This is a genomic window from Nocardiopsis deserti (assembly GCF_008638355.1).
Taxonomy (GTDB): Bacteria; Actinomycetota; Actinomycetes; order Streptosporangiales; family Streptosporangiaceae; genus Nocardiopsis; species Nocardiopsis alborubida.
The window spans coordinates 211,171-231,503 of record NZ_VWVS01000015.1 but is presented as its reverse complement, the minus strand read 5'-3'; the positions used below and the strand labels follow the sequence as shown (position 1 = coordinate 231,503).

General features: G+C 72.9%; 19 protein-coding genes. 2 read left to right on the top strand and 17 right to left on the bottom strand.

Translation table 11 applies throughout. The features are described 5' to 3' along the window. Positions 1-188: 188 nt before the first annotated feature. Positions 189-686: a 2-thiouracil desulfurase family protein gene (locus FYW99_RS21020; RefSeq protein ID WP_150253745.1), complete on the bottom strand. Its 498-nt coding sequence runs from the start codon at positions 684-686 to the stop codon at positions 189-191. A 120-nt stretch (positions 687-806) separates the two neighbouring features. Here FYW99_RS21020 and FYW99_RS21015 point away from each other — a divergent pair, with 120 nt between their 5' ends. Then, positions 807-2,252 (top strand): MFS transporter, encoded by a 1,446-nt coding sequence (locus FYW99_RS21015; protein ID WP_150253744.1) that lies wholly within the window; start codon positions 807-809, stop codon positions 2,250-2,252. Between the two features lie 53 nt (positions 2,253-2,305). Here FYW99_RS21015 and FYW99_RS21010 read toward each other — a convergent pair whose 3' ends face one another. Continuing rightward, positions 2,306-2,854 carry a TetR/AcrR family transcriptional regulator gene (locus FYW99_RS21010; RefSeq protein ID WP_223839313.1) on the bottom strand — a complete coding sequence of 183 codons (549 nt, stop codon included), beginning with the start codon at positions 2,852-2,854 and terminating at the stop codon, positions 2,306-2,308. Between the two features lie 92 nt (positions 2,855-2,946). On the opposite strand from FYW99_RS21010, the gene FYW99_RS21005 reads away from it, so the two are divergent. Then, positions 2,947-3,696: an alpha/beta fold hydrolase gene (locus tag FYW99_RS21005; RefSeq protein WP_150253742.1), complete on the top strand. Its 750-nt coding sequence runs from the start codon at positions 2,947-2,949 to the stop codon at positions 3,694-3,696. 183 nt (positions 3,697-3,879) lie between these two features. Here FYW99_RS21005 and der read toward each other — a convergent pair whose 3' ends face one another. From der to FYW99_RS20930, 15 genes are all read right to left on the bottom strand, one after another. Next, on the bottom strand, positions 3,880-5,313 hold the full coding sequence (der, locus tag FYW99_RS21000; RefSeq protein WP_150253741.1) for a ribosome biogenesis GTPase Der: 1,434 nt from the start codon (positions 5,311-5,313) through the stop codon (positions 3,880-3,882). A gap of 254 nt (positions 5,314-5,567) precedes the next feature. Then, complete coding sequence (gene cmk / locus FYW99_RS20995; protein WP_150253740.1) at positions 5,568-6,263, bottom strand: (d)CMP kinase; 696 nt, start codon at positions 6,261-6,263, stop codon at positions 5,568-5,570. A gap of 212 nt (positions 6,264-6,475) precedes the next feature. Next, the gene (locus tag FYW99_RS20990) at positions 6,476-7,633 is read right to left on the bottom strand and encodes a prephenate dehydrogenase (RefSeq protein WP_150253739.1); all 1,158 of its coding nucleotides are present in this window, start codon (positions 7,631-7,633) and stop codon (positions 6,476-6,478) included. 68 nt (positions 7,634-7,701) lie between these two features. Beyond that, positions 7,702-8,064 carry a chorismate mutase gene (aroH, locus tag FYW99_RS20985; RefSeq protein ID WP_150253738.1) on the bottom strand — a complete coding sequence of 121 codons (363 nt, stop codon included), beginning with the start codon at positions 8,062-8,064 and terminating at the stop codon, positions 7,702-7,704. Between the two features lie 100 nt (positions 8,065-8,164). Next, on the bottom strand, positions 8,165-10,288 hold the full coding sequence (locus FYW99_RS20980; protein ID WP_150253737.1) for a pseudouridine synthase: 2,124 nt from the start codon (positions 10,286-10,288) through the stop codon (positions 8,165-8,167). Continuing rightward, the gene (gene scpB / locus FYW99_RS20975) at positions 10,275-10,916 is read right to left on the bottom strand and encodes an SMC-Scp complex subunit ScpB (protein ID WP_190394744.1); all 642 of its coding nucleotides are present in this window, start codon (positions 10,914-10,916) and stop codon (positions 10,275-10,277) included. The genes FYW99_RS20980 and scpB overlap by 14 nt, the downstream gene beginning before the upstream one ends. Then, a complete protein-coding gene (locus FYW99_RS20970; protein WP_061078561.1) occupies positions 10,913-11,788 on the bottom strand; it encodes a segregation and condensation protein A in 876 nt (291 codons plus the stop codon). Before FYW99_RS20970 ends, scpB begins: the two co-directional genes overlap by 4 nt. Positions 11,789-11,908: 120 nt before the next feature. Beyond that, positions 11,909-12,265, bottom strand: coding sequence for a hypothetical protein (locus tag FYW99_RS20965; protein ID WP_150253736.1), 357 nt, complete (start codon positions 12,263-12,265; stop codon positions 11,909-11,911). Next, positions 12,262-13,215: a ParA family protein gene (locus FYW99_RS20960; protein ID WP_150253735.1), complete on the bottom strand. Its 954-nt coding sequence runs from the start codon at positions 13,213-13,215 to the stop codon at positions 12,262-12,264. Before FYW99_RS20960 ends, FYW99_RS20965 begins: the two co-directional genes overlap by 4 nt. Before the next feature lie 253 nt (positions 13,216-13,468). Next, positions 13,469-14,455: a site-specific tyrosine recombinase XerD gene (locus FYW99_RS20955; protein ID WP_150253734.1), complete on the bottom strand. Its 987-nt coding sequence runs from the start codon at positions 14,453-14,455 to the stop codon at positions 13,469-13,471. Between the two features lie 3 nt (positions 14,456-14,458). Then, positions 14,459-15,121: an NUDIX domain-containing protein gene (locus FYW99_RS20950; protein WP_150253733.1), complete on the bottom strand. Its 663-nt coding sequence runs from the start codon at positions 15,119-15,121 to the stop codon at positions 14,459-14,461. A 46-nt stretch (positions 15,122-15,167) separates the two neighbouring features. Beyond that, on the bottom strand, positions 15,168-16,805 hold the full coding sequence (locus FYW99_RS20945; RefSeq protein WP_150253732.1) for a CTP synthase: 1,638 nt from the start codon (positions 16,803-16,805) through the stop codon (positions 15,168-15,170). 322 nt (positions 16,806-17,127) lie between these two features. After that, positions 17,128-18,051, bottom strand: coding sequence for a hydroxymethylglutaryl-CoA lyase (locus tag FYW99_RS20940; RefSeq protein WP_150253731.1), 924 nt, complete (start codon positions 18,049-18,051; stop codon positions 17,128-17,130). A 270-nt stretch (positions 18,052-18,321) separates the two neighbouring features. Next, complete coding sequence (locus FYW99_RS20935; protein WP_061078554.1) at positions 18,322-19,317, bottom strand: GNAT family N-acetyltransferase; 996 nt, start codon at positions 19,315-19,317, stop codon at positions 18,322-18,324. Between the two features lie 446 nt (positions 19,318-19,763). Beyond that, a complete protein-coding gene (locus FYW99_RS20930) occupies positions 19,764-20,216 on the bottom strand; it encodes a DUF3060 domain-containing protein (protein ID WP_150253730.1) in 453 nt (150 codons plus the stop codon). Positions 20,217-20,333: the final 117 nt, after the last annotated feature.

The window sequence follows — 20,333 nt, the reverse complement described above, 5'->3', positions numbered from 1 at the left end:
GTCCGCCGCCACCGGTCGGGCCCCGGAACCCGCGTTCCACCCCCCGGACGGGCGTCCTCGCCCCACGGAGCCGCTCCCCCGGCACCACGGGACGGGCGGCGCGCCCCCGAGCGTTGACGGCGGCATCTCGACGGTGTTCCGGCGCCGCCCGACGACACAGGAGCGCGGCGGCGTCCTGTCGGCGTCCCTCAGGCCTCGTCCAGCTCGCGCAGGCGCGCGGCGGCCCCGGCGATCTCGTCCTCGGTGAACACCGCGACGCCGCCGTCCGCGAGCAGCCGCGCGGTGACCCCCTCGCCGGGTACCCTGCGCCCGCCGAAGGCGCCGTCGTAGACCCGGTGCACTCCGCAGGAGGGGCTCGACTCCTTGAGCACCGCCACCGCCACGCCGTGCGCGCGGGCGGTGGCCAGCGCCGCGCGGGCGCCGTCCACGAAGTGCCCGGTCACGTCCCGCCCCTCGGGGGTGAGGATGCGCGCGCGGCCCGCGAGCACGTCGGCGGCACCCGCGCCGGGCTCGATCTCGGCGGGCGGCCGGGGCACCGGGAGGCCGCCCGCGACCTCCGGGCAGTGCACCACCAGGCGGCCCTCCTCGCGCCAGCGGGCGACCACGTCGTCCTCGACCGGCTTGGCGCGCCCGTCGTAGCGCACCCGGCGTCCCATCAGACACGCACTGACCAGCACCCTGCGCATGGACTCCCCCTCTCGGCCGCCACCACGCTACCGGGGCGGCGACACGGACAGAGCACACACTCTCGTCACCCAGAGTGGTTAAGTGGGTACACCAGGACCGCGGGGCAGCGAGGGGGAGACGTGAACGAGCCGCAGCCACAGGGGCGGACGGCCCTGGCCACGGACCGCGGGGCGACGCGCAGGGCCGTGGTGGCCGCGGCGGTCGGCAACGCGACCGAGTGGTACGACTTCGGCGTCTACAGCTACCTGGCCGTCACGATCGGCCTGGTGTTCTACCCGGAGCAGACCCAGGGCACCCAGCTCATCGCCACCTTCACCACCTTCGCCGCCGCCTTCCTGGTGCGGCCCCTGGGCGGCCTGTTCTTCGGTCCCCTCGGCGACCGGATCGGCCGCAAGCGCGTCCTGGCCTTCACGATGCTGCTCATGGCGGTGAGCACGTTCTCGATCGGGCTCATCCCCTCGGCCGCGAGCATCGGCTTCGCCGCACCCGTGCTCCTGCTCGTCGCGCGGATGCTCCAGGGCTTCTCCACCGGCGGCGAGTACGGCGGCGCCACGACCTTCATCGCCGAGTACGCGCCGGACCGGCGGCGCGGTTTCCTGGCCTCCTGGCTGGAGTTCGGCACGGTCAGCGGTTACGTCGGCGGCGCCAGCGTCGTCACGGTGATGACCCTCCTGCTCGGCCAGGACACCATGCAGGACTGGGGATGGCGCATCCCCTTCCTGATCGCCCTGCCGCTGGGCGCCGTCGGCCTGTACCTGCGGGTGAAGCTGGAGGACACCCCGGTCTTCGAGCAGAACACCGAGGGCTTCGCCAAGGACTCCCACGGCGGGCACCGCGAGGGCCAGCTGCGCGCGACGGTCGTGGACCAGTGGCGCCACATCCTGCTGTGCGTGGGCCTGGTGCTGGTCTTCAACGTCAACAACTACGTCCTGACCGCGTACATGCCCACCTACCTGGAGGCCGAACTGGGGTACGGCCCCACCACGGCCCTGGTGCTGACCCTGGCGGCGATGGTGCTGATGCTGTTCGCGGTGACCGGGTTCGGGCACCTGAGCGACCTCGTGGGGCGCAGGCCCGTACTGTTCTCGGGCAGCCTGCTCTCGATCGTGCTGGCCCTGCCCGCGTTCTGGCTGCTGCAACGGGGCGGTCTGTGGGCGGTGGCCCTGGGCATGGTGGTGCTGGCGGTGACCCTGGTGCACTTCTCCGGCGGCGCGCCCGCGGCGCTCCCGGCGTTCTTCCCCACCAGCGTGCGCTACGGCGCGCTGGCCATCAGCTTCAACGTGTCGGTGGCGCTGTTCGGCGGCACCACCCCGTTGATCGCCGAGGCGCTGGTGCAGTCCACCGGGAACCTGTACGCACCGGCGTGGCTGCTCATGGCCGCGGGCGTGGTGGGGCTGGTGGTGGTGTGGCGGATGAAGGAGAGCGCGAACCGCCCGCTGCCCGGCGCCCCCGCGATCCCGGTCCCCGGGAAGGAGACGGGCCGACCGCCCCGCGCCCGCAGGGGCGGACCAGCGGGAAGCCACCCGACGCAGGGCAACGTACGCCGCCTGCCCGGGGAGTCCTGACCCGGGCACGGGGAAGGCGTCGGCCGGATCGCCGCCGGGGCCGCGCCCACCGCTCAGGCCGCGCCCGCGGGCATGAGGCCGTTCCGGAGCAGGCTCAGGTAGGCGTCGGTGGCGGCGGAGCGCCGGTCGGCCGGGTGCTCGCTGACCGCGTGGATCAGGCCGCACAGCAGTTTCAGCAGGTTCTCACCGGTCAGCGGCGGCTGCGGGTGGACGCGTCCGAGCAGGCGCGAGGTCTCCCCGACCAGTTCGGCCTTGGCCTGCCGCAGGGACTCCCTCTCATCGTCGAGGGTGATCAGGACGGTGAACAGGCCGGGGCGGGCGAGCGCCTCGTCCAACGCGGCCCGGAGAAAGCCGTCGAGGGCGCCGCGCGGTTCCGGTTCGCGTTCGGCCTCGGCGGCCAGGCTGCGGAGTTCGACCACCGCGTCCTCCACCACGGCCTCCAGCATCGCCCGCTGGGTGGGGAAGAGGCGGTAGACCGTCCCCACGCCGACACCCGCGCGCCGGGCGAGCGCGTTGAGCGTGAGGTCGGTCTCCCCGGCGGCGACCGCCTGTCGCGCCTCCTCGAAGATCCTGCGGTTGTTGCGCGCGGCGTCCGCCCGCATGGGGCCTCCTCGGTCCATGAAGTGGATAACTTATCGACTTACCGTGCTACGTTGATGTGGATAGCTTATCAACTTCCTCCTCAGGAGTAGGCATGACCATCGTGTTCGTCCACGGAGTCCCCGAGACGCCCTCGGTCTGGAACCCCGTCCGCGCGCTCCTCCCCGAGGCCAGCGTGGCGCTGCGACTGCCCGGCTTCGGCAGCCCCCGGCCGGCCCACATGCGCGGCAAGGAGGACTACGCGACCTGGCTGGCCGAGGAGCTGCGCGCCGTCGACGGGCCGATCGACCTCGTCGGCCACGACTGGGGCGCCCACCTGGCCATGCGCGTGGTCTCCGCCCACGACGTCCCCGTCCGCAGCTGGGTCTCCGACGTCGCCCACGGCTGGCACCCCGACTACCGGTGGCACGACGCGGCCACGCTCTGGCAGAGCAGTCCCGAGGGCGAGGAGTCCCTGGCCAGGCTGCGCGAGGCCGCCCCCGGCAGCGGGGGCACCTTCGGAGACCTCCTCCAGCCCCGCGGCATGAGCCCCGAGCTGGCCCGGGAGGTCGACGACGTCCACGACGAGGAGATGAGCGCGGCCGTTCTGACGCTCTACCGTTCGGCGTGGCCCAACTTCCACGCCGACTGGGGCCAGGACTTCGACGGTCCCGCCAAGGCGCCCGGGCTCCTGCTCGTCCCGACCGGGGACCCGATGGCGCGCCCGGAGCAGGACAGGGAGGTGGCCCGCCGCCTGGGCGCCCGGTTCCAGGAGCTGGACGGGCTCACCCACTACTGGATGCTCCAGGACCCCGAGCGGGGCGCCCGCGTGCTGCGCGACTTCTGGGCCTCCCTGGACGCCTGAGCGCCGGACGCGACGGCTGACACGCGCGACGGCCACGGGTGCGGGAACGCCGACAGCCGGGCACGGAAGCCGCCGGGGCGGGCGACCCGCGCGCCGCCGGGCCCCGAACGCCCCGGGCGCACGGCGAAGGGGGCTCCCCCACCGGGGAGCCCCCTTCCTCATGCCGTGGCCGGAGCGGTACGGCTACCGGCGGCGGTGCTTGCGGTCCGGACGCACGCTGCCCTTGGAGGCGCGTCCCTGGAGCCCGCCCTTCTTCTCACGGATGCGCATGCTGATGTGCACCGGGGAGCCCTCGAAGCCGAAGTCCTCCCGCAGGCGCCGCTCGATGAAGCGGCGGTAGTTGTCCTCCAGGAACCCGGTGGTGAACAGGATGAAGTGCGGCGGGCGCGAGCCCGCCTGCGTCGCGAACAGGATCTTGGGCTGCTTGCCGCCGCGCACCGGAGGCGGGGTGGCGGCCACCAGCTCCTTGAGCCAGTTGTTGAGCTGCCCGGTCGGGATGCGCTGGTTCCACCCGCTCAGGCTGGTCTCGATCGCCGGGACCAGCTTCTCCATGTGGCGGCCGGTCTTCGCCGAGACGTTCACGCGCGGCGCCCAGGAGACCCGCGCCAGCTGGCGGTCGATCTCCTTCTCCAGGTAGGTCCGGCGGTCCTCGTCCAGGATGTCCCACTTGTTGAAGGCCAGGACCAGGCCGCGGCCCGCCTCCACGACCTGCTCGACGACCCGGATGTCCTGCTCGGCGAGGGGCTCGCTGACGTCCATGAGCACCACGGCGACCTCGGCCCGCTCCAGGGCGGTGCCGGTGCGCATGGTGGCGTAGTAGTCGGCGCCCTGGAGGGCACGGAACCGGCGGCGGATACCGGCGGTGTCGATGAACTTCCAGGTCCGCCCGCCCAGCTCGATCAGCTCGTCCACCGCGTCGCGGGTCGTGCCCGCCACCGCGTCGACGACCACCCGGTCCTCACCGGCGAGCCGGTTGAGCAGGCTGGACTTGCCCACGTTGGGACGGCCCAGCAGCGCGATGCGGGGCGGGCCGTCCTCGCCCTCGTCCTCCTCGCCCAGGGGCTGCTCGGGGAACTCGGCCACGAGCGCGTCCAGCAGGTCGCCGGTGCCGCGGCCGTGCAGGGCGCTGATGGGGAAGGGCTGGCCCACGCCCAGCTGCCACAGGTCGAGGGCGTCGGCCTCCTGCCTGCTGCCGTCGACCTTGTTCGCGGCCACCACCACGGGGCGCTTGGTCGAGCGCAGCACGCGGGTGACGGCGGCGTCGGCGTCGGTGACGCCCACCGTCGCGTCGACCACGAACAGGATGACGTCCGCGGTCTGCGCGGCGTACTCGGCCTGGCGGGCGACCATGGCGGCCAGGCCGCTGACGCTGGTCTCCCAGCCGCCGGTGTCGACCAGGGTGAACCTGGTGTTCTGCCACTCGGCGTCGTAGGCGACCCGGTCGCGGGTCACGCCCGGCACGTCCTCCACCACGGCCTCACGGCGGCCGATGATGCGGTTGACCAGGCTGGACTTGCCCACGTTGGGACGCCCGACCACCGCCACCACGGGGAGGGCGGCGGGCTCTTCGGCGTCCGCTCCCCCGTGGACGACGTCGGAGATGTCGAAGTCACTCATGTACTGCTCCCGGTTCTGGATCCTCGCGCGCCCAGGATGCGTGCCGCGAGGATGCGAAGGGCCGACCCGACCCGGTGTCCCGGATCGCGCGGGTCGACGCGGGCGCCGACGGCGCCCGTGTACTGGCCACGGGGAGGAACCCCCGCGGATGTCGTTGTGTTCCCCCGAAGGGGCTGTTGGGGACGGATGTGTCCGGTGTTACGGCCGAGGAGTGTCCCCGTCCACCGCAGAGCGGCGGTGCCCGACCGCGCGGGTCAGCGGTCGCGGGCCTCGTCGGCCAGCTTGACCACCAGGGCGACGACCTCGTCCAGGGTCAACCCGCTGGTGTCGAGTTCGGTGGCGTCCTCGGTCTGGCGCAGGGGCGAGTGCGCCCGGCTGGAGTCCAGTGCGTCGCGCCGGGCCAGGTCGGCCTGGGTGGCGGCGACGTCGACGCTGCGCACCTCCCGGCTGCGGCGCTGGGCGCGGGCCTCGGGACTGGCGGTCAGGAAGAGCTTGACCGGGGCGTCGGGGGCGACGACGGTCGTGATGTCGCGTCCCTCGACCACGATGCCCGCGCTCTCGGCCCTGGCGGCGGCGATGATCTCGCGCTGGGTGCGCACGAGGCGCTCGCGCGCCGCGGGCACGGCCGAGACCGCGCTGACGTTGGTGGTGACGTCCCTGCCGCGGATCTCGGCGGCCACGTCGCGGCCGTCCACCGCCACGGAGGGCGCGCCCGGGTCGGTGCCCATGGTGATGACGGGGGTGTCGACGAGGGCGGTCACGGCGTCGGCGTCGTTGACGTTCACACCCTGGGAGAGCATCCACCAGGTCAGCGCGCGGTACATGGCGCCGGTGTCGAGGTACCGCAGCTCCCGCGCCTTGGCCACACCCCGGGAGGTGCTCGACTTGCCCGACCCGGAGGGACCGTCGATCGCGATGACGATGCCCTCGGTGCTGCCCTGCGCGCTCACTGCCGTTGACTCCCGCGTGCGTTCACTGTTGCCGACGCCCAACCCTACCCGTGGCCCGTGCGTGCGCGGGACCGCGCGGACCCTGCCGGATGTGGACGGGCCGGAACCGGCGCTGGTGTGACACGAGTACCCTGACCTGCGGTGCTCTTGTACTTGTAGCGAGTTTGGGGCGCCGAACCTCGCTACAAGTACAAGATCACGGCGAAGGGGGCTCACAGGCCGGGGTGGACCGACCAGCCGTCGGCGGCCAGCGCCCGCGCGAGCGTGTCCACCGCGCCGGGCAGCACGTACAGCTGGGCCACACCCAGCGGCAGGCCCGGCGTGTGCTCGATGCGCACGTCCTCGATGTTGACCCCGGCCTCCGCCGCGGCGGCGAACAGGCGGCCCAGCGCGCCGGGCTCGTCGGGGATGACCACCGGCATGACCGTGTAGTCGGGCAGCCGTACCGTGCCGTGCTTGCCGGGGATGCGGCCGTGACCGGACCTGCCCCGCTCCAGCAGGTCGTGCACCGGCGCGAGGTCCGACGCCTCCCCCGCTCCCGGCCGGTCCGCCAGCGCGCGCAGGGCGTCGGCGGTCGCCGCGAGGTCGGCGGCCACCGCGTGCAGGACCTCCGCGACCGGGGCGGCGTTGTGCGTGAGGATCTCGGACCACATGGCGGGGTCGCCGCCCGCCACCCGGGTGACGTCGCGCACGCCCTGCCCCGCCAGGGCCAGGGCGGCGTCGTCGCCCGAGAGCAGCCGCGCCGCCACCGCCGACGACGCCACGTGGGGCGCGTGCGAGACCAGCGCCACCGCCCGGTCGTGCGCCGCCGCGTCCAGCACCATGGGGTCCGCGCCGCACATGCGGGCGACCTCGGCGACGACGGCGACGGCCTGCGCGTCGGCCTTGCCGGTGGGGCACAGCGCCCACGAGCGGCCCAGGAACAGGTCGGCGCGCGCGGCGCCGGGGCCCTGCTTCTCCCGGCCGCCCATGGGGTGCCCGGCCACGAACGTGGCCATGTCGCAGCCCAGCCGCTCGGCCTCGGCCAGCACGCTCGCCTTCACGCTGGCCACGTCGGTGTAGACGTGGGCCAGCCCCCGGTCCTGCGCCCGGCGCAGCACGGAGGGGATGACGGCGGGCGGCGCGGCGATGACCGCGAGGTCGGCCGGGGCCGAGGTCGGGTCGGCGGACTCCTCCAGGGGGTGTCCCGCGCCCAGGTCGCAGGCCAGGCGCAGGGAGGCGGCGTCGGGGTCGGAGAGGGCGACGTCGACGCCGCGCGAGCGCAGGGCGAGCGCCACCGACGTGCCGATGAGCCCCGTCCCCACCACCGTGACCCGGCGCACCGGGAGCCGCTGCTCCCCGTCCCCCCGCGCACCGCTGCTGTCGCCCACTGTTCTCCCGCCTCCGACGCGTACCCGTTCCCCCAAGCCTACGACCTGCCGGGAGGCCGATGGGGGAACTACTGGGCGATGTCCAGCCGAAGGGCCTGGGCCCCGCGCAGGTAGACGTGCTGGAGCTCCGAGCGCGACCGGTCCGTCTCCACGTGCGCCATGAGGCGCACCACACGCGGCAGGGCGTGGGGGACGGCGATCTCGGTCGCGCACATCAGCGGGACGTCGGAGAAGCCGAGCTTGCGCGCGGCCAGCGCGGGGAACTCGCTGTTCAGGTCGGGGGTGGCGGTGAACAGCACGCTGATCACGTCGTCGGTCTCCAGGGCGTTGCGCCGCATCACCTCCGAGACCAGCTCGGCCGTGGCCTCCAGCACCTGCTCGCGTTCGTCCGCGTCGACCTGCACCGCACCGCGGATGGCCCGTACCGCCACGTTCGATCCCGCCTCGTCCTCGTTCGCCGTGCCGTACCCCGGAGAAGGGGAACGGCGGCCGCCGCCCGGTGTCCGGGCAGGCGACCGCCGTCAACTGTATCTACAGGCCCGCCGCCTCGTAGAGTTCGCTCACCTCACGCGAGGTGAGCGCCCGCATCGTGCCCAGTTTGAGGGCGTTCAGGTCGATCGGGCCGACCTGGGTGCGGGCGAGGTCGGCGACCGGGTGGCCGACGGCCTCCATCAGGCGGCGCACGATGTGCTTGCGGCCCTCGTGCAGCCGGATCTCGACGAGCGACTTGGGCGGGTCGTTGTCGACCACACGGAAGGAGTCGACCTCGACCGGGCCGTCCTCCAACTCCACGCCCTTCTGGATCTCGCGGACGACGCGGTGCGGAACCGGGCCGGGCACCTTGGCGATGTAGGTCTTGACGACCTTGTAGCGCGGGTGGGTGAGCCGGTTGGCCAGCTCGCCGTCGTTGGTCAGCAGGATGAGGCCCTCGGTCTCGGTGTCGAGCCGGCCGACGTGGAAGATCCGCTCCTCGGTCTGACCGGTGTAGTCGGCCAGGGTGGGGCGGCCCTCCGGGTCCCACATGGTGCTGACGACGCCGCGCGGCTTGTTGAGCGCGAAGTACAGCTTGTCCGGGGCGGTGACCACGCGCATGTTGTCGACGCGGATCTCGGAGGACTCCGGGTCGACCCGGGCGCCGAACCGGCGCACGACCTGGCCGTCCACGCTGACGCGTCCGGCCGCGATCATCTCCTCGCTGGCCCGGCGGCTGGCGACCCCGGCCGCGGCGAGCGCCTTCTGGAGGCGGATGCCGTTCTCGACGTCGGTGTAGGTGTCGCGCGCCTCGTCGGCGCGGTCCTCGTCCTTGGGGTCGTAGTCGGCGCGCAGGGCGCTGAGCCGCTCACGGGCCGCCTTGGAGAGCTGGCTCTCACTCGTGACGCGCTTGGCGCCGGAGCGGTCGCCGCCGGGACGGCCGTCGCGGTCCTCGCGGGGCTCGCGGTCGCGGAAGTCGCGCCCGCCGCGCTCGTCACGGTCCTGGAAACGGCCGCCCGGACCGCGGTTGTCCCGGTCGCCGTGGGAACGGCGGTCGTCGCGGCCGCCGCCGAAGGAACGGCCCTCGGTGCGCTGGCCGTCACGGCCACCGCGGAAGTCACGTCCGCCGCGGTTGTCGCGGTCGCCCCGGAAACCACCACGGTCACGGTCGTCACGTCCGCCGCCGGGGCCGCGTCCGCCACGGTCGTCACGACCGTAGGAGCGAGCGCCCGGACCGCGGTTGTCCCGGTCGCCGAAGGAACGGCGGTTGTCACGGTCACCGCCGAAGGAACGGCCCTCACCGCGCTGACCGTCACGCCCGCCACGGTTGTCCCGGTTGTCGAAGGAGCGGCGGTTGTCGCGGTCGCCACGGAAGCCACCGCGGTCGTCACGACCACCGCCAGGACCACGGCCGCCACGGTTGTCGCGGTCGCCGAAGGAACGGCCCTCACCGCGCTGACCGTCACGGCCACCGCGGTTGTCCCGGTTGTCGAAGGAGCGGCGGTTGTCGCGGTCGCCACGGAAGCCACCGCGGTCGTCACGACCACCGCCAGGACCACGGCCGCCGCGCTCGTCCCGGCCACCCGAGAACGAACGGCGGTCCCCGCCGTCACGGAAATCACGTCCGCCACGGTTGTCCCGGTCACCGTAGGAACGGCGGTTGTCGCGGTCACCGCCGAAGGAACGGCGGTCGTCGCGCTGGCCGTCGCGGCCACCGCGGAAGTCACGTCCGCCACGGTTGTCGCGGTCGCCACGGAAACCACCACGGTCACGGTCGTCACGACCGCCCCGGAAGTCCCGTCCGCCACGGTCATCACGACCGCCCGAGAACGAACGGCGGTCCCCGCCGTCACGGAAATCACGTCCGCCACGGTTGTCCCGGTCACCGTAGGAACGGCGGTTGTCGCGGTCACCGCCGAAGGAACGGCGGTCGTCGCGCTGGCCGTCACGGCCACCGCGGAAGTCACGTCCGCCGCGGCTGTCCCGGTCACCGCGGACGCTACCGCGGTCACGGTCGTCGCGGCCCCGGGGGCCGCGGTCGTCCCGGTAACCGCCGCGGGGACGGTCGTCCCGGCGGTCCCGGCTGTCGCCGCGGCCCTGTCCGCCGCGCTTGTCGTAGTCGCCGCGCTCACCGCGCGGGGCGTCGTCCCGCGCACCGCGGGAACTGTTGTTAGGTGTGCTCACCGGTGTCGTCTAGACCTTCGATGTCGTCGGGGAGGAACGGCGCCAGATCAGGCAGCTCGTCGAGGCCTCGCAGGCCCAACCGTTCCAGGAAATAGGAGGTGGTCCGATACAGCAGCGCACCGGACTCGGAGTCGTGTCCGGCCTCTTCGATCAGGCCCCTCAGTACGAGGGTACGCATAACCCCGTCGCAGTTGACACCACGCACGGCGGAGACCCTGCCCCGGGAGACCGGCTGTCGGTAGGCCACCACCGCCATCGTCTCCAGTGCGGCCTGGGTGAGCCGCACCTCCTGCCCCTCCTGGAGGAAGTGCTCGACGACGTCGGCGCATTCGGGCCGCGTGTACACACGCCACCCGTCGGCCACCGCCCTCAGGTCGAAACCCCGGCCCTGCTCGGTGTATTCCCGCGACAGCGACTCCAGCACCCCGACCACCACCGTGACGGGCACGTCCATGGCCCGTGCCAGGTCGTACTCCGACACCGGCTGGTCCACCACCATCAGCACGGCCTCCAGGTCGCGGCGCAGGGTGGCCGGGGCGTCCCCGGCGGCCTCCCCTCCGACCGCTCCGGCCGCTCCGACCGCCTCCCGCTCCGCCGTGTCCCCCGCCGTCGTGTCCCGGACGCTCATGGGCGCTCCTCCGTCTCCCCCGGCCCGCTCCCGCCGCCGGTGTCCCCGGCGCCGTCGGCCTCGTCGTACTCGCTCTCCAGCTCGACCTCGCCCTCGCCGCCGGTCCAGGAGACGAGCAGCTCCCCCAGCGGTTCGGGCTGGTCGAAGCCCACGTTGGAGGCCCGGTACAGCTCCAGCAGGGCGAGGAAGCGGGCGATGACCTCGAAGGTACCGGTGCAGGCGGCCGTGAGCTGGGCGAAGGTCAGCCGCCCGTGCTCGCGCAGCTCCGCGACCATCAGTTCGCCCTGCTCCTTGACCGACGTCTTGGCCTGGTGGATGTGGGTGACCGGAACGCTGGGCGGCTCCTTGGGCGTGAAGACCATCCCCGCCAGGGCGGCGAACTCCTGGGGGCCCAGCTTGAACAGCACGTCCGGCCGCAGCCCCGCGAAGCGCTCCTCCAGCGGGACGGCGCGCGCGTAGCGGCGCCCCTGCGAGGCCAAGCGCACCCGCATGAAGGAGGCGACCTCCTTGTAGGCGCGGTACTGCAACAGCCGGGCGAACAGCAGGTCGCGGGCCTCCAGCAGGGCCAGGTCGGCCTCGTCCTCGACGTCGCCGCGCGGCAGCAGGCGCGCCGCCTTCAGATCCAGCAGGGTCGCCGCGACCAGCAGGAAGTTGCTGGCCTGGTCCAGGTCCCAGTCGTCGCCGTGCGCTCGGATGTGCGCGATGAACTCGTCGGTGACCTTGGACAGCGACACCTCGGTGATGTCGAGCTTGTGCTTGGAGATCAACCCGAGCAGCAGGTCGAAGGGCCCCTCGAAGTTGTCGAGGTGCACCTGGAAGGCGTTGTCGTCCACCTCCGCGCCGGTGTCCGCCGACGTCCCCTCAGCCCCCATGGCACCGGCCCCGCGTCGTCTTCCTCATGAGACAAGGGTGTCACCGGCCAGAACCCGCCGGTGACACCCGTGCCCCTCCGTCATCGAACCGGCACCCCCTCCGGCACCGGTGCGCGTGCTTCAGTCCTCGGTCAGCCTGCGTACCAGCATGCTGGCCGGTCCGTGCTCCTCGAAGTCCGCCAGCAGCACGGCGACGGCCTCGCGGACGAGGCGGCCCCTGTCGGCGGACAGCCCGTGCTCGGCGCGCAGCGAGAGCCGGGTCTGTTCCAGTGCCAGCAGTTCGGGCCCGGAGATGTAGACGGTGATCTTCTCGTCGTGGCGTTGGCGCCCGCTCGGTTTGGGCGCGCGTCCGGCCTTCGCGGCGGACGTGCCCCTGCGGCCCTGTTCCGGTGCCTTGTGCTGGCGGTCGGTCTCTTCCGGCACCTCCTCGGTGCCGCTGGGACGGAAGAACAGTTCGTCCGCCCCGGGTAGGGTCACACGCCGTGACCGCTGAGAGGCCACCTCGCCAGCACCTCCTTGGCCAGCTCCCGGTAGGCGTTGGCCCCGGCCGAGGACGAGTCGAACCTGGTGATGGGTTCGCCCGCCACGGTGGCGTCGGGGAAGCGCACGGTGCGGTTGATGACCGTGCCGTAGACCTTGTCCCCGAACCCGTCGATGATGGTGGACAGCACCTCGCGCGCGTGGAGCGTGCGCGGGTCGTACATGGTGCCCAGGAAGCCGTCGATGACCAGGTCCTCGTTGAGACGCTCCTGGACCTTCTGGATGGTGTCCATCAGCAGCGCCACACCGCGCAGCGCGAAGAACTCGCACTCCAGCGGCACGATGACGCCGTCCGCGGCGGTGAGCGCGTTGACGGTGAGCAGGCCCAGCGAGGGCTGGCAGTCGATCAGGACGACGTCGTAGTCGTTGATGACCGGTCTCAGCGCGCGGCCCAGCATCTGCTCGCGCGCCACCTCGCCGACCAGCTGCACCTCGGCGGCTGACAGGTCGATGTTGCTCGGGATCAGGTCCAGGCCGTCGATGTCGGTCTTGAGCAGGACGTCCTCGACCGCCACGTCCCGCTGCATGAGCAGGTTGTAGACGGTCAGGTCCAGTTCGCGCGGATCGAGGCGGCCCAGGCCGACGGAGAGCGCGCCCTGCGGGTCGAAGTCGACCAGCAGCACCCGTCTTCCGTACTCGGCGATGGCGGCCCCGAGGTTGATCGTCGTGGTGGTCTTGCCGACCCCACCCTTCTGGTTACAGAGTGCTACAATCCGTGCCGGGCCGTGTTCATCGACGGGCCCGGGCTCCGGATAGGCTCGCTCGGGTCTTGAGGTGTGCAGATCAGCCCCCGTGTTGCGTGTCGTCCCCCACGGGTTGGTCACCGGGTCGGCGAGCTCCCCCTCGCCGACAGGTGCGGTGTTCGCAGCCTCGTTGTCCCAGTTCACAACCCTTGACCTCCCCTACGGATCGGCCACGGCTAGGGATGCCGCGCGCCCCTGCTCCCTGGCCGCCGTCGGAAACTCAATATGTCGACAGCAACGTACCTCCGCGCGGCGACTCTAGAACGCCGACACGACGCACTTCAACAAAACGTACGGGTAGAATCCCACGCCTGCGCCCCTGGGGGAAATCGGAACCTCGAACCGGGTTGTTCCGCTTCGCCCCCCGCACGCGGGCCCCGCGCGGTCGCGTCCCCGCTCAGCGCCGTGCCCTGGGATGGCTCGACGCGTACACCTCGCGCAGGTGCTCGACCGTCACCAGCGTGTAGATCTGTGTGGTGGTGACCGAACTGTGTCCCAGCAGCTCCTGGACGACCCTGATATCGGCTCCGCCGTCGAGCAGGTGGGTGGCGAAGGAGTGGCGCAGGGTGTGCGGTGAGACGCCCTCGACCCCGGCGCGCTCGGCCACGGCCGCCAGGATCCCCCAGCCGCCCTGCCGGGTGAGCCTGCCCCCGCGCGCGTTGAGGAACAGCGCCGGGCCGCCCCGGCCGGAGGCCGCCAGACCCGGCCGGGCCCGCACCAGGTAGCCCGAGAGCGCACGGCGGGCGTGGGAACCCAGCGGCACCACGCGTTCCCTGCCGCCCTTGCCGCGGAAGCGCACCAGGCCCACGGCGTCGTCGCCCTCCACCGCGTCGGCGACGTCGTCCACGTCCAGCCCCACCGCCTCGGAGACGCGCGCGCCCGTGCCGTAGAGCACCTCCAGCAGCGCCCGGTCGCGCAGGGCCAGCAGTCCGGCGCGGTCGCCGGAGGCCGGGGACCCGACCGGTCCGGCGGCGTCCAGGAGGCGCTCCACCGACGCCAGCGGCACCGCCTTGGGCAGGCGCATCGGCGGCGCGGGCGGGGAGACGTCGGCCGCCGGGTCGACGTTCGTCCAGCCCTCCCGGGCCGCGAAGCGGTGCAGGCCGCGCACGGCGGCCAGGGCCCGCCCGGCCGAGGCGGCGCCGAGCGGCGGGTGGTCCGCGTCGCCCTCGCGCAGAGCCCGCAGGAAGTCGCCCACCTGGGCGGGACCCACCCGGTCGGGCGAGAGGACACCGTGCTCCGCCAGGTACCCGCGGTAGCGCTTCAGATCGCGCCGGTAGGCCGCGAGGGTGTTGTCGGCCAGGGCGCGCTCCGCGCTGAGGTGGTCCAGGAAGGCGGCGCACACCCGTGCCAGCGGATCCTCCCCCTCGCCTGCCCGGTCGGCCACGGGTCAGTCCTCCGCGGGCTCGCGCAGGGAGGCGAACCCGTCCGCGGCGGCGGCCTGGGCGGCCAGGACGCCGATGACGGTGGCGCCGTTGTGCAGCCTGCCCGCCATGACCAGGGCGACCGCCTCCTCCAGGGGGACCCACTCGGCGACCAGGTCGGCCTCCTCGTGCTCGCGTTCGAAGCCGATCTCCTCGGGCGGCACCACCGACAGGTCCCGGGCCAGGTACACGTGGATGCGCTCGTCGGAGAACCCGGGCGAGGGGAAGAAGTAGGCCAGCTCGTGCCAGCGCCCGGCGCGCAGCCCCGCCTCCTCGACCAGCTCGCGCTGGGCGGTGCGCAGCGGCCCCTCGCCCTCCTCGTCGATGAGCCCGGCGGGCAGCTCCCACAGGGTGTGCCGGGTGGCGTGGCGGTACTGGCGCTGGAGCAGCACCCGGCCGTCGGCGTCCAGGGCCAGGGCCGCGGCGGCGCCGGGGTGCTCCATGTAGTCGCGGGTGGCCACGGCCGTGCCCTCGCCGTCGCTGCCGACCATGCGCACCCAGTCCGTGCGCATGCCGCACTTGACGCCGCGGAAGCGTTCCTCGGACCGCTCCACCGGCCATGACTCGGGGGCGTCCGCGACCTTCGCGTCCGCCCCCGTGGGAAAGGCCGGGTGGGTGTCACCGGGCATGGGTTCCGCCTCTCAGGACTCGTGCCCCGCCCGCCCGGCCCCCGGTTCAGGAGTTGTGGTACTCCAGGGCCGCCGAGACCAGACCGCGGAAGAGCGGGTTGGCCTTGGTCGGGCGGGAGCGCAGCTCCGGGTGCGCCTGCGTCGCCACGAAGAAGGGGTGGGCGTCCCGGGGCAGTTCGACGTACTCCACCAGCTTGCCATCCGGGGAGAGCCCGGAGAACACCAGACCCGCCTCCTCCAGCTGGGCGCGGTAGGCGTTGTTGACCTCGAAGCGGTGGCGGTGCCGCTCGGAGGCCTCGGCGCCGTCGTAGAGCTCGCGCACCACGGTGCCCTCGCCCAGCGCGGCCGGATACATGCCCAGGCGCATGGTGCCGCCCATGTCGCGCTCCCCGGCCACGACGTCGGTCTGGTCGGCCATGGTGGCGATGACCGGGTCGACGGCCTTGTCGTCGAACTCGGTGCTGTTGGCGCCCTCCAGGCCGAGCACGTCGCGGGCGTACTCGATGACGACGGCCTGGAGTCCCAGGCAGATGCCCAGCAGCGGCACCCCGTTCTCACGGGCGTAGCGGATGGCGCCGATCTTGCCCTCGATACCGCGCACCCCGAAGCCGCCGGGGATGAGGATGCCGTCCGCGCCGTCCAGCTCGGAGGCGGCGCCGGAGGGGCTGGCGCAGTTGTCGCTGGCCACCCAGCGGATGTTGACGCGGGTGTCGGTGGCGAAGCCGCCCGCGCGCAGCGCCTCGCTGACCGACAGGTAGGCGTCGGGCAGGTCGATGTACTTGCCGACCAGGGCGATGGTGACCTCGTGGTCGGGCTGGTGCACGCGGCGCAGCAGCTCGTCCCACTCGGTCCAGTCCACGTCCCGGAAGGGCATGCCCAGGCGGCGCACGACGTAGGCGTCCAGGCCCTCGCGGTGCAGGACCTTGGGGATGTCGTAGATCGAGGGGGCGTCGGGGGTGGAGACCACCCCGGCCTCGTCCACGTCGCACATGAGGCTGATCTTGGACTTCAGGCTCTGCGTGATGGGGCGGTCCGAGCGGCACACGATGGCGTCGGGCTGGATGCCGATGCTGCGCAGGGCGGCCACGGAGTGCTGGGTGGGCTTGGTCTTCATCTCGCCGGACGGGCCGAGGAAGGGGATGAGGGACACGTGCAGGAAGAAGCAGTTGTCCCGGCCGATCTCGTGGCGGATCTGGCGGACCGCCTCCAGGAAGGGCTGCGACTCGATGTCGCCGACCGTGCCGCCGATCTCGGTGATGACGATGTCGACGTCGGGGGCGTCCATCGCGTAGATGCGCGCCTTGATCTCGTTGGTGATGTGCGGGATGACCTGCACGGTGTCGCCGAGGTAGGCGCCCTGGCGCTCCTTGGCGATGACGCTGGAGTAGATCTGGCCGGTGGTGACGTTGGCCGTCGCGGACAGCTCGGTGTCCAGGAAGCGCTCGTAGTGGCCGACGTCCAGGTCGGTCTCGGCCCCGTCGTCGGTGACGAAGACCTCGCCGTGCTGGAAGGGATTCATCGTCCCCGGGTCGACGTTGAGGTAGGGGTCGAGCTTTTGCATGGTGACCCGCAGGCCGCGCGACTTCAGGAGTCGTCCCAGGCTGGAAGCGGTCAGGCCTTTACCGAGACTGGAGGCGACGCCGCCGGTAACGAAAAGGTGCTTGGTACTCGCGGCGGATGCCAAAGTGGTGCTCCCGTGGGTTGAGTGGCTACGGCGGGCTCGGGTCGGGCTGAGCGGCCGTGCGGCGGTCCGGTTGCGGGCGGTTGAATCGTCGCTCCGGCCGCCGGACTCCACGGGGCACCAGGATAACAGGCACCCCGGATGTCCACACCCGGGGACACCGCCGTACACCCCCGTGTTCCCTCCCGCCACCAGCGCGATCGCCTTCTCCGCAGCGTTTCGGGCCGCGGCGCGGCGCGCGGAAACCGTTTGTGGCGCCCCGGGAGCCGGGGCCCGTGGAGCCGACAGGGGACGGGGGCCGGGCGACGAACGCCACAGGGGCGCCTCAGGCGGGGAACGCCCCGGCGCGGCCCAGGTAGGCGGGCGGCCGCTTGTCCAGGCGCTGGCCCATCCACTCACCCAGGGCGGCGGCCCCGGAGAGGCTGATCCCGGTGTGCAGGCCGCTGCGGTGCAGCGCGTACAGCAGGTCCTCGGTGGCGATGTTTCCGGTGGCGGCGGGCGCGAACGGGCAGCCGCCGAAGCCGCCCAGGCTGGAGTCGAGCACCCGCACGCCCGCGTCCACGGCCGCGAGCGCGTTCGCGTAACCGGTGTTGCGGGTGTTGTGGAAGTGGCAGCGCAGCGCACGTCCGCCAGCGACCTCGTCGACCGCGGCCACGAGTCCGGTCACCTGGCGGGGCACGCCCACGCCGATCGTGTCGGCCAGGGCGATCTCCACCGCGCCGGTGTCGGCGACGCGGCGGACCACCTCCACCACGCGCTCGGGCGCCACCTCGCCGTCGAAGGGGCAGCCGAACGCGGTGGAGACGGTGACGCTCAGCGGGATGCCCGTCCCCTCCAGCGCGGCGTCGATGTCGGCCAGGGCGGCGAGCATCTCCTCGACGGTGCACCCCTGGTTGCGGACGCAGAACCCGTCGGTGGCGGGCACCGCGACGTTGACCTCGGACACCCGCGCGGCCACCGCGCGGTCCAGGCCGCGCCGGTTGAGGACCAGTCCGATGTGGGAAACCCCCGGCGCGCGCGTGACGCCCGCCATGATCTCCTCGGCCCCGGCCATCTGGGGGACGCGTTTGGGGTGGACGAAACTGACCGCCTCGATCCGGCGCGCCCCTGCGGCCGCCGCGCGGTCGATCAGCTCGATCCGGTCCTCGACCGAGAGGGTCCTCGCCTCGTTCTGGAGGCCGTCGCGCGGCCCCACCTCGACGATCTCGACGTGCTCCGCGCCCTCGGGCCCGCTGTCGCTGGCGGCCATCGTCCGTCCCCTTCCACGCGCCGTTGCGTCAGCGCACAGGGTAGTGGAGCCCCGGGGAGCGGGCCCGCACCGGGCGCCGCCTCCCGTTGTCCACAGACACGGGAACGGGCTGGCGCGGGACGGGGGGAGCGCGGTGTACTGGATACTGGGGGGCCATCCCCAGCTCCCGGCTTCGTGCTGCCCGGATCCGGGCGCCGCCGCTTACCGCCGCGGCCCCGGCGCCCGGCCCACCGCGCGCGTCCCCCGGCGCCGTTGCGCCTCCGAGCCGGATCAGCGCAGAGCGAGCGCGGGGCGGACCTCCCAGGTCGTCCACACCGGGCGGTACCCCATCCGGTGCCAGAACGGCCCCGACAGCGGGTTCATCGCCGCGTAGTTGAGCACCGAGACCCCCACGCCATGGCTGTCCAGCGCCTGGTGCGCCTGGCCCACCAGCGCGGTACCGATCCCGCTGCCGCGCTCCGCCGCGGTCACCACGCCGTAGCCGATGTGCGCGATCGGGCGCGCGTTGACCAGCGACTTGGCCCAACGGGAGCGCTCCGGCGGGGACACCCACAGCAGGCCCACGGCGCGGCCGCGCCGCTCGGCCAGCCAGATCCAGGACCGCGAGCGGTTCAGCGCCCTGGCGGCCACCTCACGGGTCTGCTCGGCGGTGTCGGGTTGCAGGAACACCCCGCCGAAGTGCTGTTCGTAGCGGTGCTCCTCCATCAGCAGACCGACCACCTGGGTCAGGTCGCTGCGGTCGGCCAGCCGGATGGTCACGTCGCGCGGCGGCAGCGACGGGGGCACGCCGCGGCGGCGCTGGCGGGCGGCCAGCACGGTGTAGGGCTGCAGGCCGTGGCGCTGGAGCGGAATGATGCCGCACACGTCGCGGGCGGGCCAGCTCACCAGGGCCGCCGACTCCGAGCCGGTGCCGGTCGGCAGGTCCTCCAGCTGGTCGCGCCAGCTGGTCAGCAGCGAGTCCAGGGCGCGGCCGGGGTCGGGTCCGCCCACGATGGGGGTGAGCCAGTGCTGGTCGGGCACGCCCCATATCCGGCCGACCTCGCCCGGCTGGTACCAGGTGTAGTGCATGGTGCCAGCGGCGACGGCGCGGCCGTCCTCGTCGCTGACGGTCAGGAGGGGATAGGAGCCCGGAGCGAAGTTGATCGGCTCGGGCAACAGCGAATCCACGGCCGCCCAGCGCTGGGCGGCCGAGCTCACCAACGGGTCCAGGCCGACGTCGCCCCCGGGCGACTCATCATGCCGCACCCGTGCGACATAACCGCTCATCCACCCCTCCCCTAGCGGGTCCTCACGTCGAACGCGCGCCCTCGGAACGACTCCGGCAGGGCGCGTGCGCCGCACCTGGGCCGTCGTGTCACCCCGGCGGGATCGTGCCGCCCCGGCGGGAACAAGCCGCACCGCAGGCGGGATTAAACGACCGTACCGCCTCAGAGCCGGCCAGGAGGACGAAACAGCCAACTGCAACCAAGAATTCACTGCGCGTCGCCACGCCCGCTCGGCCTCGGCGTCCCCGCGTCGCCAGTTCCTGCGCGCGCACGGACGCGCACCACGGTAACGGATCGAAGGTCACTCTCGGGTGCCGGGGCGGTCAACGGCCCGACACGGATTCCCCGACGCGGCCTTCCCGGCACCCGGCACCAGCGGCGGCGGGATCACCGCAGTGCGGTTCTCCCGACCCGCACCTCCCGGCACGCGCGTCCGCGTCCGCGGGATCACCGCTGGGCGGTGCCGCCCTCGGCCACGGTGGTGTTGCGCCCGTGGTTGATCACCTCGGGCTCACCGGAGGCGAAGGAGATCCTGTTGTCCACTCCGACCAGCACGATCTTGTCCGCCGAGCCCACGTCGACGGTGGACCCGCGACCGGTGGCGCGCACCAGCCCGCAGTCGCCGTGCAGTACGACGACGGCGTCGTCCGCGGTCACGACGACCTCGCGTTCGCCGCAGTCCTCGCTCACCTCGGCACCGTCGTCGACGACGATGAGCACGTCCTCGGTGCTGACGTTGTCCTTGGGCATGTCGGGCCCGTCCTCGTCGGAGGCGTTCTCGGTGCCCGGGGCGCCGTTGGGCGGCTCGACGTCCTCGTGCCCGAAGGCCAGACCACAGCCGGGAAGGAGGCCGGTGATCACCAGGCCGCCGCCCGCGGCCACGAGAAGCCGAACTCTCATGTTCTCCCCCACAACCGGATAACCGGCAATTGCGACATACGGCTTGCGCGAAGCCAAGAGTATGTCACGCGGAGGTAACTGCGCGACCTCACCGTTCTCAAAAAGTTTCTGTTTCGA